Annotated in this window: 13 protein-coding genes and 1 tRNA gene; 3 read left to right on the top strand and 11 right to left on the bottom strand. The window is 61.7% G+C overall.

Annotation, left to right across the window (positions count from 1 at the left end):
* The first annotated feature begins 75 nt into the window (after positions 1 to 75).
* Positions 76 to 1989, top strand: a complete 1914-nt coding sequence (locus APH33_RS09730; protein ID WP_054884920.1) for a tyrosine-protein phosphatase — start codon at positions 76 to 78, stop codon at positions 1987 to 1989.
* Positions 1990 to 2017: 28 nt separating this feature from the next.
* Here the strand turns inward: APH33_RS09730 and APH33_RS09725 are convergent, their stop codons facing one another.
* The 3 genes from APH33_RS09725 to APH33_RS09715 form a co-directional block, all read right to left on the bottom strand.
* A complete protein-coding gene (locus APH33_RS09725) occupies positions 2018 to 2956 on the bottom strand; it encodes a helix-turn-helix transcriptional regulator (RefSeq protein WP_371263245.1) in 939 nt (312 codons plus the stop codon).
* 103 nt (positions 2957 to 3059) lie between these two features.
* Positions 3060 to 3776 carry a glycosyltransferase family 25 protein gene (locus APH33_RS09720; RefSeq protein WP_054884918.1) on the bottom strand — a complete coding sequence of 239 codons (717 nt, stop codon included), beginning with the start codon at positions 3774 to 3776 and terminating at the stop codon, positions 3060 to 3062.
* A gap of 24 nt (positions 3777 to 3800) precedes the next feature.
* Positions 3801 to 5174 carry an oligosaccharide flippase family protein gene (locus tag APH33_RS09715; protein ID WP_054884980.1) on the bottom strand — a complete coding sequence of 458 codons (1374 nt, stop codon included), beginning with the start codon at positions 5172 to 5174 and terminating at the stop codon, positions 3801 to 3803.
* 200 nt (positions 5175 to 5374) lie between these two features.
* On the opposite strand from APH33_RS09715, the gene APH33_RS09710 reads away from it, so the two are divergent.
* The gene (locus tag APH33_RS09710) at positions 5375 to 6622 is read left to right on the top strand and encodes an MFS transporter (protein ID WP_054884917.1); all 1248 of its coding nucleotides are present in this window, start codon (positions 5375 to 5377) and stop codon (positions 6620 to 6622) included.
* Positions 6623 to 6677: 55 nt separating this feature from the next.
* Here APH33_RS09710 and APH33_RS09705 read toward each other — a convergent pair whose 3' ends face one another.
* From APH33_RS09705 to APH33_RS09690, 4 genes are all read right to left on the bottom strand, one after another.
* On the bottom strand, positions 6678 to 7067 hold the full coding sequence (locus APH33_RS09705; protein WP_082433537.1) for a hypothetical protein: 390 nt from the start codon (positions 7065 to 7067) through the stop codon (positions 6678 to 6680).
* Entirely contained in the window at positions 7064 to 7624 is a 561-nt protein-coding gene (locus APH33_RS09700) for a hypothetical protein (RefSeq protein ID WP_054884916.1), read from the bottom strand. Before APH33_RS09700 ends, APH33_RS09705 begins: the two co-directional genes overlap by 4 nt.
* 268 nt (positions 7625 to 7892) lie before the next feature.
* On the bottom strand, positions 7893 to 8645 hold the full coding sequence (locus APH33_RS26530) for a hypothetical protein (protein ID WP_177332381.1): 753 nt from the start codon (positions 8643 to 8645) through the stop codon (positions 7893 to 7895).
* Between the two features lie 313 nt (positions 8646 to 8958).
* On the bottom strand, positions 8959 to 10680 hold the full coding sequence (locus tag APH33_RS09690; protein ID WP_256218607.1) for a S8/S53 family peptidase: 1722 nt from the start codon (positions 10678 to 10680) through the stop codon (positions 8959 to 8961).
* 461 nt (positions 10681 to 11141) lie between these two features.
* Here APH33_RS09690 and APH33_RS27945 point away from each other — a divergent pair, with 461 nt between their 5' ends.
* Positions 11142 to 11657 (top strand): autoinducer binding domain-containing protein, encoded by a 516-nt coding sequence (locus APH33_RS27945; RefSeq protein ID WP_082433533.1) that lies wholly within the window; start codon positions 11142 to 11144, stop codon positions 11655 to 11657.
* Here the strand turns inward: APH33_RS27945 and APH33_RS09675 are convergent.
* The 4 genes from APH33_RS09675 to uvrC all read right to left on the bottom strand — a co-directional run bounded on the left by APH33_RS09675 (position 11609) and on the right by uvrC (position 14689).
* Positions 11609 to 11953 carry a hypothetical protein gene (locus APH33_RS09675; RefSeq protein WP_054884912.1) on the bottom strand — a complete coding sequence of 115 codons (345 nt, stop codon included), beginning with the start codon at positions 11951 to 11953 and terminating at the stop codon, positions 11609 to 11611. The genes APH33_RS27945 and APH33_RS09675 overlap by 49 nt on opposite strands.
* 179 nt (positions 11954 to 12132) lie before the next feature.
* Positions 12133 to 12208 (bottom strand) — tRNA-Gly (locus tag APH33_RS09670).
* A gap of 63 nt (positions 12209 to 12271) precedes the next feature.
* Positions 12272 to 12832 (bottom strand): CDP-diacylglycerol--glycerol-3-phosphate 3-phosphatidyltransferase, encoded by a 561-nt coding sequence (gene pgsA, locus APH33_RS09665; RefSeq protein WP_027920568.1) that lies wholly within the window; start codon positions 12830 to 12832, stop codon positions 12272 to 12274.
* 33 nt (positions 12833 to 12865) lie between these two features.
* Complete coding sequence (gene uvrC / locus APH33_RS09660; RefSeq protein WP_054884911.1) at positions 12866 to 14689, bottom strand: excinuclease ABC subunit UvrC; 1824 nt, start codon at positions 14687 to 14689, stop codon at positions 12866 to 12868.
* Positions 14690 to 14691: the final 2 nt, after the last annotated feature.

Here is a 14691-nt window from a genome sequence, read left to right as displayed (position 1 = left end):
GGCTACTTGTAACATTCAGTTTCATGTTGCCCGCCGACAGTAGCCAGCCCAACGCACCTGATCGAGGCTACTTCCGTGTTGCAACGTCTGTTCTGCTCCGTGTCCCTGCTCACCCTGGCCGTTTCCGCTGCGCATGCCGCCGACTCACTCGACACGCCGCGCCTGGCCGGCATCGACAATTTCCGCGATATAGCCGGCACCACCAGCGCCTATACCACCGGCCATGATGGCGTCATGCGTAGCGGGGTGTTCTACCGCTCCAACGCCCTGACCCCTACGGCGGCCGACCTCGCAATCCTCAACGGCCTTGGCATCAGCAATGTCTACGACCTGCGCACCCCCAGCGAAATCGCCAGCACGCCCGACACCCTGCCAGCAGGCGCCAGCTACACCAACATCGACATAATCGGCAGCACCACCTCGGGCTCGAACATCACCAACATCTCGTTCATCAGCGCAGCCCAGGCGCGGGCGATGATGCAGGACACCAACCGCGCCTTCGTCAGCGATGCCGGCATGCGCGGGCAGTTCAGCGTGCTGTTCAACGAACTGGCCAACGCCGACGGTGCCGCGCTGTTCCACTGCACCGCAGGCAAGGACCGCACCGGCTGGACCGCGGCCGTGCTGCTGAGCATTGCCGGGGTCGACGAAGCGACCATCATGAACAACTACCTGGCCACCAACGACTACACCGCCACGCGCGTGGCGGCGACGCTGGCGGCCATGCCGGCGAGCATGGCCGCCATCTACGCGCCGCTGCTCGGTGTCGAAGCCAGCTATCTGCAGGCTGGGCTGGATGAGGTCACCGCCGAGTACGGGACCATGGACAATTACCTCAAGGCAGGCCTTGGGCTGTCGCAAGAAACCCTCTATGTGCTGCGCGGCAAGATGGTGCGCTACGGCACGCTGCCAGGCGAAGCCGGCCTGCTGGGCAACGCAGCTGCCGGTGCACAGCTGCTGGGGCAGTTGCAGGACACCCCGTTGTCGGGCACCTACAGCGCCTACAACTACTACCTGCAGTCAGCCATCGACGCTGGCACGCTGGGGCGCGTCGAGTCGACCGTGGGGGGCCAGGTGCATGCCGACGCCGCCAGCTTCCTGCTGCGCCAAGGGGCGATGATCGACCGTGCGGCCGCGCCGTTTGCCGATGGCCCCGACCTCAAGGTCGGCCAGTCGCGCCTGTGGAGCACTGCGCTGACCGGCTACCTGGGCACCGACGGTTCCTCCCGCGCGGCCAGCAGCAACGAGCACAGCCAGGGGCTGATGGTCGGGCTGACCCAGCGCTTCTCCGAGCAGCTCAGCGCCCATGCCGGTTTCGGCTACAGCAATGGCAATGTCGGCGGGGCCGGTGGCGAGGCGGACACCGACCTGACCTTCCTCAGCCTGGGGGCGCGCTTTGCGCCCAATGGCCTGGAACGTGGCCTGTTCATCGACGCCGATGCCAGCGCCGGCTGGCTCGACTATTCCAGCAAGCGTGAGCTCGGTGGCGGCCTGGGCACGGCGAAGGGCGACAGCCATGGCACGCTGGCTGGCGGCAGCCTGACACTGGGCTATCGCCTGCCCACCGCCGCCCTGCTGCTGGAGCCGAGCCTGGGGCTGCGGGTCAGTCGCGTTGAGGTGGAGGGTTTCACCGAGAAAGGCAGCGAGCTGGCCCTGCAGGTCGATGACCTGCAACAAACCCGACGCACCGCCGTGGCCAACCTCCAGGCCTCGTTCGCGCCAGTCGCCATGGGCAGCTGGCAGCTGGTGCCAGGCGTCGAGGTGGGTTACGAGCATGTGCTGGGCGACCGCCAGGTCGACAGCGAAGGCCATTTGCTGGGGCTTGATATCGCGCAGCGGGCGGCCTTCGACAATCGCGACCAGTTCACCGGCGGCGTCAACCTGATGGCCAACCTTGGGGCGCTGAGTGTCGGGGCCGAGGTGGCAGCCATGGGTGGGGGTGACAGCCATGGGGTCAGTGGCAGCCTCAAGGGCAGCTACGCGTTCTGAAGATCATGGGGCCGCTGGGCGGCCCCGACTATCGGCGCCGCAGATCGGCGGGGTTGATCCCGAAGGCAAGCTTGAAGTACTGGGCAAACCGCCCGGCATTGCTGAAACCATGGCGCAAGGCAACCTCCGCCACCGACCCGCCCTCCCCGCGCGCCAGCACCGCTCGCGCCTGCTCCAGCCGAACTTGCCGCTGATAGCCGACGATCGACGTGCCGGCAAAACGCCGGAAGCCCTCCTGCAACGCACGCAGGCTGACATTGGCCAACCCCGCCAGCTCGCTACCACTGACCTGCCTGGCCGGGTGTTCGCGCAGGTAGGCCATGGCCAGTTTCACATGCCGCGGCGCAATGGCTGGCACCGGGCTGCGCAACGCCTCGCTGTAGTTGTGTGGCCAGGTTTCCAGCAGCGCGTCGACCAGCATCTCCTGCAAGCGCACAGGCATCAGCAGGCCCGTGTTGATCAGTTGATCGAACTCGGTTCCGGTTGCCAGTTCGAGCAAGGCCCGGATGCCAGGCAGTGCGCAGTTGCCCAGGTCAACCTGTGGCGTAAAGCGAATCGGCGCAGGCAAGGGTTGTTCGAGCAGGGTCGACAGCCGTTCGGCGAACGCGCCACGGCGAATCGACATGCCGCATTGAGCATGCCCGTCGGTGATGCGCACCGAGCGGATGTCGAGCTTGTCCACCGCCAGGCCCACCTGAGCACCGCCGATCGACTCGCCGCGGTGGTCGAAAATGATCTTGCCCGCAGTGGGCAGCACAAAGGTGATTTCGTCCTGCGGTGTTGGCAGGACGAGGGTGAAGTCGCCCTGATAATGCATGCGTCGCACGCTCATGCCGTCGAAGCGGCCATAGACGCCACCGATGGCAATGCCATCGCCCAGCGGCGGCATGTCGGCATACAGGTTGCCGTAAAGCTGGGTGAACAAGGCGGCGAATTCGTCGCTGCGCATGTCGCTGGAGCGGAGCATGAACGGCTTGCGGGTCGTGCCGGGATACACCGTGTTGCACACCTTGTGCCACGAAAAGGGACCCGCACACTATCAACTTCGCATGACAGGCAGGTGACGCCGGCTAGCGGGTTCGCCTGAGTTTTTCTGCCTTCAAGCGCCGGTAGAGGGCCATCATCGGCCGCAGCAGCGCCAGCCGGTCAAATATCGACAGGGCATGCAGGTCGGTGCGCGAAGGCCTCTGGTAGCCCAGGTTCCAGGTGAAGTAGTAGGCCTGGATGTTCTTGTCGGTGTGGATCAGCGTATTGAGGGCCGCGTCATAGTGCATCGGCCCACCGTCCGGGTGCCCGGGCGGGCGCTGCAGAACCTGCGCAAGAAAGTCACGCAGTTTGCCCACGCTCTTGCCGTTCACCGCATAGAAGTGCGACAGGTGGATGGGACGATCAACCGGTGCCCAGCCGGGGTTATCGGAATTGCCCTCGCAGGAATGGCCGAGGTAGGCGATGTCCCAGTCCATGCCTTGCAGGGATTCGATGGCCTTTTTGCCAAACGGGCCGATGCGCCGGGAAAACTGGATGTCGTCTTCCATGATGAGGATGTTGTCGACATTCAGGCGCACGGCTTCTTCCAGTATCTGCATATGGCTCATGAAGCAGCCCCGGGCGCCGATGCTGGGGAAGCCCTGTTGGTCAGTGGGCGTCACAGCTGGGAAGAAGCCGATCTTTTCGTCATCGATGTGGAAGCCGTTGCGGGCGAATTCGGCCTCGGTTTCTTCGCGGCGATCCGTTCTGGACGGGATGTTGATGATTCGGGTCCGATCAAAAAAGTCGATCACATTCATCGTTCAGGTCCTTGGCGCAGCCGATCAGAAGGCGAACAGATGGCTGATGAACTGGCCACAAAGGGCGCCAAATACCATGACTGGCAGCACCACCAGCTCCCGCTTGATGCTCAGCATGCCCAGCTGGTGGCTGACCTTGAAGATCAGGAACAGCGTGAAGAAGGTGTGCAGGGCCACGCCCCACAACGCATAGGTCACCCCGCCGATGGCCAGCAGCAACGGCATCAGGGTGAACAGCGCTACCACCCGAATGATGTTGTCCATGGCCATGTACTTGGTCAGCCCGAGGGCCATCCATATCTGTTGCGTCAGGCCGTAGCGCAAGGTGAACAGCGACAACGACAGGATCGCCATCATCTGCCCGGCCTCCTGATACCGGGCGTCATAAAGCCAGTGGATGATCAGCGGGCTGGCAGTGAACAGGAAGCCGCAGGTGAACAGGGTCAGCACATCGAAGATCAGCCTGAAACGGAAATACAGGTGGCGCAGGCGGTCCATGTCACCGGTCCTGGCCGCCTCGCTGAAGGCCGGCAAGGCCACTGCCCCGGCCAGCCGCTGCAGGCTGAGCTGGAAGGCTGCCAGAATGCCCACCGCAATCGAATACACCCCCAGCTGCGCCACCGTCATGCTGCCGCCGAACCAGATCCGGTCCCCCTGCATGGCCAGTACGCCGACCGCAGACGACAGGAACACCCAGCGGCCGTAGTTGACGATCTCGCGCAGCGCGGCCGGGTCCCATTGCGGGCGGTCCCTGTGGCCTGGGAAGATCAGGTGGCTGAGCACCGTGGTGACCAGGGTCGAGACCAGACCCGCAGCCACCAGCGCCCAGATGGACCGCGTGAGGTAGCCGATCACCAGCATCACCACCAGGCCGGCGATTTGCGATACCAGCTCGACCAGCACCACCTTTTTCTGCTGGAAGGTGCGGATGGCCACATCGATCTTGGTCGACTGGAAGGCAAAGATGATCGCGAAAAAGCCAGTGACAGCCAGCACCGCAGGCAACTCCGGGGCGGCGTAGGTGGAATGTGCCGGCCACATTGCAAAGTGCTGGGACACCCAGGAGGCCAACGCCACCAGTTGCATCACCACGAACAGCCCAAGGCCGCGAATGATCTGCAGCGACCAGATCGTGTTGAGGAACAGCGGCTCGTCGCCGCGGGGGCTCTGGATGATGTTCTGCCGCAGGCCGACATCGGACAGCAACAGCAGCAACACCGAAACCGTGGTGGCAATGGCCATGAGGCCGAACATCTCTGGCAACAGCAAGCGGGTGATGATCAGGTTGCCGCCCAGGCGTATGACCTGGGAGGCCACGATGGAGCCGATATTCAGCGCCCCAGCCAACAACACGCGTTTGCGAAGACTATGCGAGGACGACAGATCGATCGTAGACATGGCACCCACTGACCCGGCTTTTAAGACGTTACTATAGTCTCAATCTGCCATGCTGCTAATGCGTGGCTGCCGATGGCGGCGATCCTGCCTTGGGCCAGGGTCAGGAACCTATCGGCTACACTGCCGGTCCTTGACGAGAGCGGACGGCCCCGCGCAATTTGGCTGCCGATAGCGCCCATGGCTTTCACGAGATTGCATCGTTGACCCCTTCAAAGCCCCTCGCCTCACATCACCGTGCCCTGGACTGGCTGAATTTCTTCCTGGCCGACGTACGCGACGGCCTGGGGCCGTACCTGGCCATCTACCTGCTTGCCGTGCACCAGTGGCAAGCAGCTAGCATCGGCCTGGTGATGAGCCTGGCGGGCATCGTCGCGCTGCTGGCGCAAACGCCGGCCGGAGCGTTGATCGACAGCACCAGGGCCAAGCGCGCGGTGGTGGTGATCGCCGCCCTGCTGGTGACCGGCAGTTGCCTGCTGCTACCGTGGATCTCGTCGTTCGCCGGGGTAGCCTTGACCCAGACGGTCGCGGCCCTGGCAGGCTCGGTGTTCGCGCCAGCGATTGCCGCCATATCGCTTGGCATCACCGGCCCGAAGGCATTCACCCGCCGGGTCGGGCGCAACGAAACGTTCAACCACGCCGGCAATGCCTGCTCGGCGCTGCTGGCCGGCGGCCTGGCGTACCTGTTCGGCCCGGTGGTGGTGTTCTACCTGATGGCGGTCATGACCGTGGCCAGCATCGTGGCCACGGTCCGGGTACCCGCTGCGGCCATCGACCACCAACTGGCTCGCGGCCTTGGCCATGGCCCGATGGCGGCTGACCACCCTGCCGGGCTGAAGCTGCTGCTGCACAACCGCACGCTGTTGATCTTCGCCGTGTGCTGCGCGCTGTTTCACCTTGCCAACGCAGCGATGCTGCCACTGGTGAGCCAGAAGCTGTCACAGATTGACCTGCGCCTGGCCACCCCGCTCACCTCTGCCTGCATTGTCGCGGCGCAATTGGTGATGGTGCCGATGGCGCTGCTGGTCGGCGCCAAGGCCGAGCAATGGGGGCGCAAGCCGTTCCTGCAGGCCGGCTTTCTCATCCTGCCGATACGGGGTGCGCTTTATCTGGTTTCCGACAACCCGTTCTGGCTGGTAGGCGTGCAATTGCTCGACGGTATTGGCGCGGGCATCTTCGGCGCACTGTTGCCCATCGTGGTCAAGGACCTGACCGAAGGCAGCGGGCGCTTCAATGTCAGCCTCGGCGCGCTGACGGCGACGTTCGGGCTGGGCGCGGCGCTGAGCCCTGGAATCGCCGGGCTGGTGCTGCAGGCCGCTGGCTACGATGCAGCGTTTCTTGCCCTGGCGGCCATTGCCGCAGTCGCCTTCGTGCTGGTGCTGGTGGCATTGCCTGAAACCCGACCAGGCAGCTCGCCGTCGCCCTCGGCCACACCTGTCGAGTCAACCTGAACTGCTCGGGATGCGTGATTACTGCAGGCAAGCACGCACACCTCCCCAAAAAGGACTAGGGCGCCAGACTCACGCCGTTACAACGCCCCTTCGTGGAGAAATCGCTGATCAGCCGTGCCTTGTCCACCCTCATCAGGATCGTGCAGCCACCCGGATGGGTCACGTCATCCCAGTAGTTGGTATGGACCATCACGTTGCCCTGCATTTCAGCGGTGCTGCCCACGACCTCCTTGCGCACATACGTGGTGTCGCGATACCAGCCCAGTTGCACCCCAGCACCATCAGGCAAAGGCTCCATGCGCCCGGGCGGGCCGAAGAAGTCAATCGCCTGTTTGGCGTCACGCCCCTGCCATTGATGGCTGGCACGCAGCTCCGGCAGGGTCGGAATACACCCGGTGAGGGTAAGCAGCATCAGCCCGAGCAGCCGAATCCGGAGGGTCTTCAAGGGCTTTTGCTCAGCATGTCGTCCAACTCTTGCACCGCCTGGCTGTTGGCTTGCACACCTACCAACTGGATGAACATGGCCTGGACAGTTGCGACCATCTGGGTGGGAGGCATCTTGCCAATCGACAGCATCTGATTGCGTGCTCGATTTTCAGGGGCGCAAACAAAGGCGAAGGTGCGCTTCAACCAGTAGTCTTTCGGTGCGACCCAGTTGCGGGCATTGGTTTTTACATCCTTCACTGCGCCGTCGAAGCGCCGTATCGCCCGGGCGCTGTCCAGGCGTATCTGGCGCTGTTTACACTTCACCTGTACTTCATAGGCGACGAGGGTTGGATAGGCGGGGTCTTCGAACAGCTGCATGACCTGCGCCGACTGTACGCCACCCGCCTTTTGCAGGATGCCGGCACTGTCGGCAACGTACACTTCGTTGTGCAGGCGCTCCCCTTTGCCGTAGATGATCCAGTAGTCACCCGGCGCTTGAGCGGCCATGGCCGGCGCGCTGCAAGCCATGGCCAGGATGGCCAACCAGCGGCTTGAGGATAGAAATCTGTCTTTCATGGAAGTCCTGTCCCGATGTCTGTAATCCGGCACGGACTATACGAAAGCTGCCTCGCCAAGGTCGATTAGCACGCTTGTACTAGTGGCCGAACGCCTGCAGCGCAGGCAATCCTGCATCCGGCGCGCATTCAATGGCCGAGGGTGATGTAATCTCGGGACTGAAAAAGGCCGGATGCCCCTGGATCGACGCGGATTTGAGTGAAATGACAACCATCGGCGTGGCGGGGCAGGCCTCGCCGGGTATGCAATAGGGATCCAACACCCGAAATCAGAGTATTCCGCGCGGAATCCAGGTTTTCTGCTCCGCACACTGAACGCCGATTTGCAGGTTTTCTTCTTGCTCGTAGGGTTGGCCCTGACTGTCAATCAAGTAGAAAACTTCGTGGAGATACTGTTTGCCATCTTCCGCATCCTTGTAGCAACGAAATGCAGTATTGGCCGGGAAGACCTTACGAATGTCAGAGAAATCTGTTTCGTGGCCGACCATCCTGTCAAACGCCTCCTGTTTGCCTTGATTGCGTTGGTAGTCTGGATCGCCCTCCCCCTTTATGGCTACCACCTTCCTGAGCTCTACGAAATCTTGGAAATAGCTCTGCATCATCTTGCCAGCACAAGTGCCATGCTTCTTCCACTCATGCGCAAACATACCTTCTGGTTCACGGGTCACGAGCGCCCGCAGGGGCCCATTGGAGAGCACTGCTTTCATGTCCTCATCTCCCATCGAGCATGCCTCCTTATTGCAGGCAGGAGAGGTTGTGCAGAACTGTGGATGGCGATTCGTGCGGTCACCAATACCCTCGCTGTACGGCCAGATCCCGTGAGTCATAAAGCGCTGAGGCGGTTGGGCACAACCTGCGGTTGTGGGTCTCATTCTGCAGAACGTGGGTTGCCAGGTAACGGCGTACACAAGGTAACGCGTTGGCGGTGCGTCTACGTACGCATCCTCATTGGCATCCAATGCAACGGCGCTGTTTGCCCAGGCGGTTGTCAGCAAAAGTAAGATAGCGATCAGCAGGCGCATTGATTCAGTCCCTTGAATGATGGCACCGCTCCAGCGGCGAGGCTTCCAGTCAAGCAGTTGCCAAGGTACTGCGTCTACTGACAAAAATGACAGGCAGCATTTCGCCAGCAATGATCGGAGGGTGCGCAAACATCCCATGGGAAAGGTCTGCCACCGTCTACTCAGATCGCGCCGTTTGCCCTCAGCAATCAGGCCAAGGGCGGCTGCGGTTTCTTAAATGAGGAAAAAGTGCGTTTGACAGAAACGAAAAAGGGCATCTTCCCAGGGGGGCTTGCAACAGCTTCCGAGTGGTCTGCTCCTTGCACTTGCCATGTTACTCAGATGACTCTCCAGGGTGACTCTCGATTGCAAGCTTCAGCGCCTGCAACATGTCCAACCGGGCGAACTGGCCCACCGCAGAAACACCAGACTCCGACCGCCTCCCGGCCTTGATGGGGCGAGTCGGCTCAATACGGGTTGCAGTTCCAGCCGACATCGGCAGTGCACTTTGGCGCAACAGGCGTTTGATCTGCTTCGGTGTGAGTTCCGGGTTGATGGAAACCATCGCCGCCGCCACGCCAGTCACCAGCGCCGCAGCATAAGAGGTGCCACAACCACCACCACGGCCGGCCCTCGGCAGGGTGGATCGAGGGGGATTCGGACAAGCGGCCGCGCTGATGTCGATACGGGCGCCCACGTTCGAACTGCGCCGTGGCGTTGCAAAGCGTGGGTCAGCCACGTTCACATGGATTCGGCTGCGTTGATGTCCACCAACCACTAAAAGTTGATCAAACGCCAACGATGCCGGCAGGTGGTCATCCGTCGTTGAGGCACTGTTTCCGGCAGAGTTGATGACAAGAACATTCGGGTGCTGGCGTTCCAGCCAATGAAAAAAGCGCTCCAGCAGGAGTTGGTAACCGGCCATAGCCAAATTCGAACGCACATTCACATCGATAGGTTCGCCTTTGAAATTCAGCGTTCCCATGCGATGTACACCCCAACTCCAATTGAGCACTCGTACCCCATCTTCCACCAAGTTCGCTGAAGCGGCGATACGAGCCGTAACCCCAGCAGCGGCACCCCGGTCAACAATGATGTCGAAGCGACCGCCTACCGCGCCCAAACGACTGAGCAGCGCTAGATTTCCAGCTTGATAAACGCGTGCGGCGAGGATGCCCGACACAACTGAGCCATGCGCATTGGCGGCGAGGCTGTGGCGGGCGTACAGGCAGGCCCCGACATGGGTACAAGGGCGTGTAAACATCAAAAAGTCGGTCGAATCAAAATTCACTCCCTTCTCGATTACCCCGACCCTTACACGGCGTGGCACATGGCTGCGGACGTGCCCACGCAGGTAATCCTCATAAACGTCTATCGCTTGCTGAACATTGTTGGCGACCCACCCTTGATGGTCAGGTGGTTCGATCTCTCGTTCGGGATCTTCCAGCGCCTCCAGGTTATCGTCCTCCACCACGACACCCATGACGGCGCTGTCAGCCTGCAATCTGCTCACGATTTCATTGCGCTCAGCCAATGTCCTTGCTGGCAGGCGGAACTGGAAGACATTCAAAGCAGGGATCGCACCGACGATTTCAAGGTCGTCGCGACGAGCGATACGCCTCGCCTGCTCAAGCCCATCGAGGTCTTCAGACAGGATCAAGCTGACCAGATCAACAGCTGTCACGACGCGATCCGCAATTTTCACCAGATGTCCTTTGGCTGACGCACGTACTGAACTCCGCTGTGCGGTAAACCAGACCGCGTTGCTGGTACGGCCTGCCTGTCGCAGCCAGATCGGACCACTGGGGCTGCCCTTGCCCAAGCTGAAGCACAGGCTGCGTGCGTGTCGCTCGACGCGATGCGCGGGGAGGTCGCTCCCGTTGACGACTACGGTTGGCGGGAACTCACCCATGCCCTGTACCTGCATGCATTGCTGATGCACATCGTGGACATACCCGTGCGCCTTCGGCGCCAAGCCATCAATCCTCAGCGCCCCTTCTGCCTTGGCGCAGCTCAACACTGCAGCCGCCAAGATCAGCATATGCAAAAACCACATAGGCTCATGTCCGCCACGTCCATGTCGGTATCAGGAAGTGCCTGAGCCGCGTTCTTCAAACCGCTCAGGTCTGCACCTCTCTCACCATGACCCTAAAGCGGTTGGCGCTACATGCCTACTGGCAGAAATGTCAGGCGCTGCAGCAATGCCTACGCTGGCATCCGCCTGTTTGAAATCATGATTCACGAGGCCATTCACCAAGGGCTTCGCGATCATCTCTGGCTGCATTACCTGCCCATCTTCACGGACAAGATCCTCAGGCAGATGCGCGCTCCGTTGCCGCAGGACCTAGAGCACGAATTTCCCAGCTTTTTCCTCTAGCTCGTGTACAGCATGGTCGAAACAACACCGCTAAACATCCTGTTTATTTCCGGAATCTCGGCCCGACTCTATACTTGATCGATTAGTTCAACTTTTCCGACAAGGAACACGGGTTAGGGGCATTCCTGCAGGGAGGTTCGGTGTTCAACAGGACAGAAGAGGACTGGAAGCGCTTGCGAGAGCTTCCAGCACTGCTCAAGGAACTGCCTTTGCTTGCGGAGTCTTTGGGGTTCCATTTCTATAGTTTCAGGTACACGGGTCCTAATCACGAGGTCAGGTCGGGAAACCTACTGCTGGACGGGGACGTGATCGTTCAAGCTGCGTTGGATTTTCGAGACGCTTACCTTCAACGCTCAGACATTCCGTTGATCTGGGAACCGAAGGTGTTTGCCAAGGCCCCAGTCTTCTGGTCCGAGGCGCAGGAACTGGGGCTTCGCCACGGCTGGGTGCAGCCTCTGCATGGTGGGGCCACCCGAAGCTATCTGGCACTGTTTCGGCCACACGTCAGCCTGTCCATCAAGGAGTGCTATCAAAAGGCTGCAGGGCTCATGTGGCTGACAGAGCGCCTGCACCTTGCCGCCTTGGGCGATAGCACTGTCAGTGCCGATCACGCGCCTTGCGTACCTTCTCGCTGCTCAAGGTCCAGCGGCGGATAGCAGATCCAGTGCAGCGCGTACGCCGGGAACCAGGCGTGCTTGAGCAAGGCGCCACTGGCGACCATCAGGACGAGCGTGACTGGCAAGGCGTAATCGTGCAGCGCGTTCATGGCGGATACCATGACGGAGTCACCCAGCGCCGTGGTCAGCGAGAGCACACCGGTGACGATGGCCAGAACCAGACAGCCAACCACCGGATTCCCAAGCGTGTGCAGGAACGCTTCGCTCTCCTCACGGCGTGACACGTGATGCCGGTACCAGCCGAGCAGAAAATCGTTGTTCTCACGCAGCGCCAAATCCAGCAGGTCGTGACCGGCGACACAGCCCAGCGGCCCAGCGCTCTGCCACTGAAAAATGTACTTAAATTGCGTGGCTGCTGGTAGATTCAGGCAGACTTGGCTGGAACGAAAAAAGACGCCGAAGCGTCTATTTTCAAGGACTTACAGACTCCCATGGAACTCTGTAGACCGATATTTGGAGCGGGAAACGAGACTCGAACTCGCGACCCCGACCTTGGCAAGGTCGTGCTCTACCAACTGAGCTATTCCCGCGTCGTGATGGGTGCCATTCTAGCGATATCTAAAACGGCGTCAACCCCTTGATTCAAAAAAGTTTTATTTTTGCTCGGAGCCTTCGCGCAGGTGCGGCCAGGCAGCAAGCAGGTAGTGCACCATCGACCACAGGGTCAGCGCCGCCGCCACCAACAGCAGGCCGTAGCCCAACACGACCCAGAAGCTTACCACCGGCGGGTTGGCCAGCAGGATCACCAGCGCCAGCATCTGCGCCGCGGTCTTCCACTTGCCAAGGCTGGATACCGCCACATGCGCCCGCGCGCCCAGTTCGGCCATCCACTCGCGCAATGCCGAAACGACGATTTCACGGCCGATGATTACCGCTGCCGGCAGGGTCAGCCAGAAGTTGGCGTGCACCTGCACCAGCAACACCAGGGCCACGGCCACCATCAGCTTGTCGGCCACGGGGTCGAGGAAGGCGCCGAAGGGCGTGCTCTGCTGCAGGCGACGCGCCAGGTAGCCATCCAGCCAGTCGGTGGCGGCGGCGATGGCGAACACCGTGCTGGCGGCCATGTAGCTCCAGTGATAGGGCACATAGAACAGCAGGATGAAGATCGGGATGAGCAGGACGCGTAGAACGGTGAGCAGGTTTGGAATATTCATCGGTACGACTGGCTGCGGGTTGAACCCGGCATTCTACTCGCTATGCAGGCTGGCATAAATCGACTCGGCGAGCTTTTTACTGATGCCGGGCGCTTTGGCGATCTCATCGATGCTGGCGCGGTTGAGCTCCTGCAGGCCGCCGAAGTGTTTCAGCAAGTCGCGGCGGCGCTTGGGCCCTACCCCGGCGACGTCCTCCAGGCTCGATGTGCGGCGGGCCTTGCCGCGCCGGGCGCGGTGGCCGGTGATGGCGAAGCGGTGGGCTTCGTCGCGGATCTGCTGGATCAGGTGCAACGCCGGGTTGTCGCCCTTGAGGGTGAATTCATGGGACACGTCGTTGAGGTACAGGGTCTCGAAGCCGGCCTTGCGGGTCACGCCCTTGGCCACGCCGAGCAGGGTCAGGTCGGTGAAGGCCAGCTCCTGCATCACTTCGCGCGCCATGTTCAGCTGGCCCTTGCCGCCGTCCACCAGCAGCACATCAGGCAATTTACCCTCGCCGTCCTTGATCCGACCGTAACGGCGGGTCAGGGCCTGGTGCATGGCGGCGTAGTCATCGCCAGCGGTAACGCCTTCGATGTTGAAGCGACGGTAATCTGACTTTATCGGGCCCTCCGGGCCGAACACCACGCAGCTGGCGACCGTGGCTTCGCCGCTGGAGTGGCTGATGTCATAGCATTCCAGGCGTTGCGGTACCTCATCCAGGCCAAGCACTTCGGCCAGGGCCTCGAAGCGCGCGGCCATGTGCTGGCGGTTGGCCAGGCGAGCATTGAGTGCTTGTTCAGCGTTGGTCACCGCCAGTTGCTGCCAGCGTGCGCGGGTGCCGCGCACCCGGTGGCTGATGCTCAGCTCACGGCCGCGCAGGCTCTGCACGGCTTCGGTGATGGCCTCGAAGTCTTCGTGCACCACATTGACGATCAGCTCGCCGGGCAGCTCGCGCTCGGCGTTGCCCAGGTAGTACTGCGACAGGAACGCAGCCATGACTTCGGCTACCTCCTCCTCGATGCCCACCTGGGGGAAGAAGTTCTTGCTGCCTAGCACCCGGCCACCGCGCACGCTGATCAGGTGCACACAGGCACCGCCGGGGTTGACGAAGGCGGCCACCACATCGACATCGCCGGAGCCGCCTTCGATGTACTGCTGGTCCTGGACCCGGCGCAACAAGGCAATCTGGTCACGCAGCTCGGCGGCCTTCTCGAAATTGAGGGCCATTGCCGCCTTTTCCATGGCTTCGTTGAGTTCGTTGCCCAGCTGCTGGCTGCGGCCTTCGAGGAACATCACCGAGTGGCGCACATCCTCGGCATACTCCTCTGGCGTGACCAGCTGGGTGCACGGGCCCTTGCAGCGCTTGATCTGGTACTGCAGGCATGGACGGGTGCGGTTGGCGAAATAGCTGTCTTCGCACTGGCGCACGGAAAAGGCCTTCTGCAGCAGGCTGAGGCTCTCGCGAATGGCGCCCGCACTGGGGTACGGCCCGAAATACCGCCCCTTGGCTTTCTTCGCCCCGCGGTGGATGCCCAGCCTCGGGAATTCACCTTCCGACAGGAACACGTAGGGATAGGACTTATCGTCGCGCAACAGAATGTTGTACGGCGGGCGCCACTGCTTGATCAGGTTCTGCTCGAGCAGCAGCGCCTCGGTCTCGTTGGCGGTGATGGTGGTTTCGACCTGGGCGATGCGCGCCACCAGCGCAGCGGTTTTCGGCGCCAGGCCGGTCTTGCGGAAGTAGCTGGCCAGGCGTTTCTTGAGGTTCTTGGCCTTGCCCACATAGAGCAGCCGCGCCTCGGCGTCGAACATCCGGTATACGCCTGGGCGACCACTGCAGGTCGCCAGGAACGCGCTGGCATCAAAGACTTGTGACATGA

The sequence above is a fragment of the Pseudomonas sp. NBRC 111130 genome, assembly GCF_001320485.1.
GTDB lineage: Bacteria > Pseudomonadota > Gammaproteobacteria > Pseudomonadales > Pseudomonadaceae > Aquipseudomonas > Aquipseudomonas vlassakiae.
Note: the sequence above shows the minus strand (reverse complement) of the source record. Positions and strands in the feature narration are given on the sequence as shown.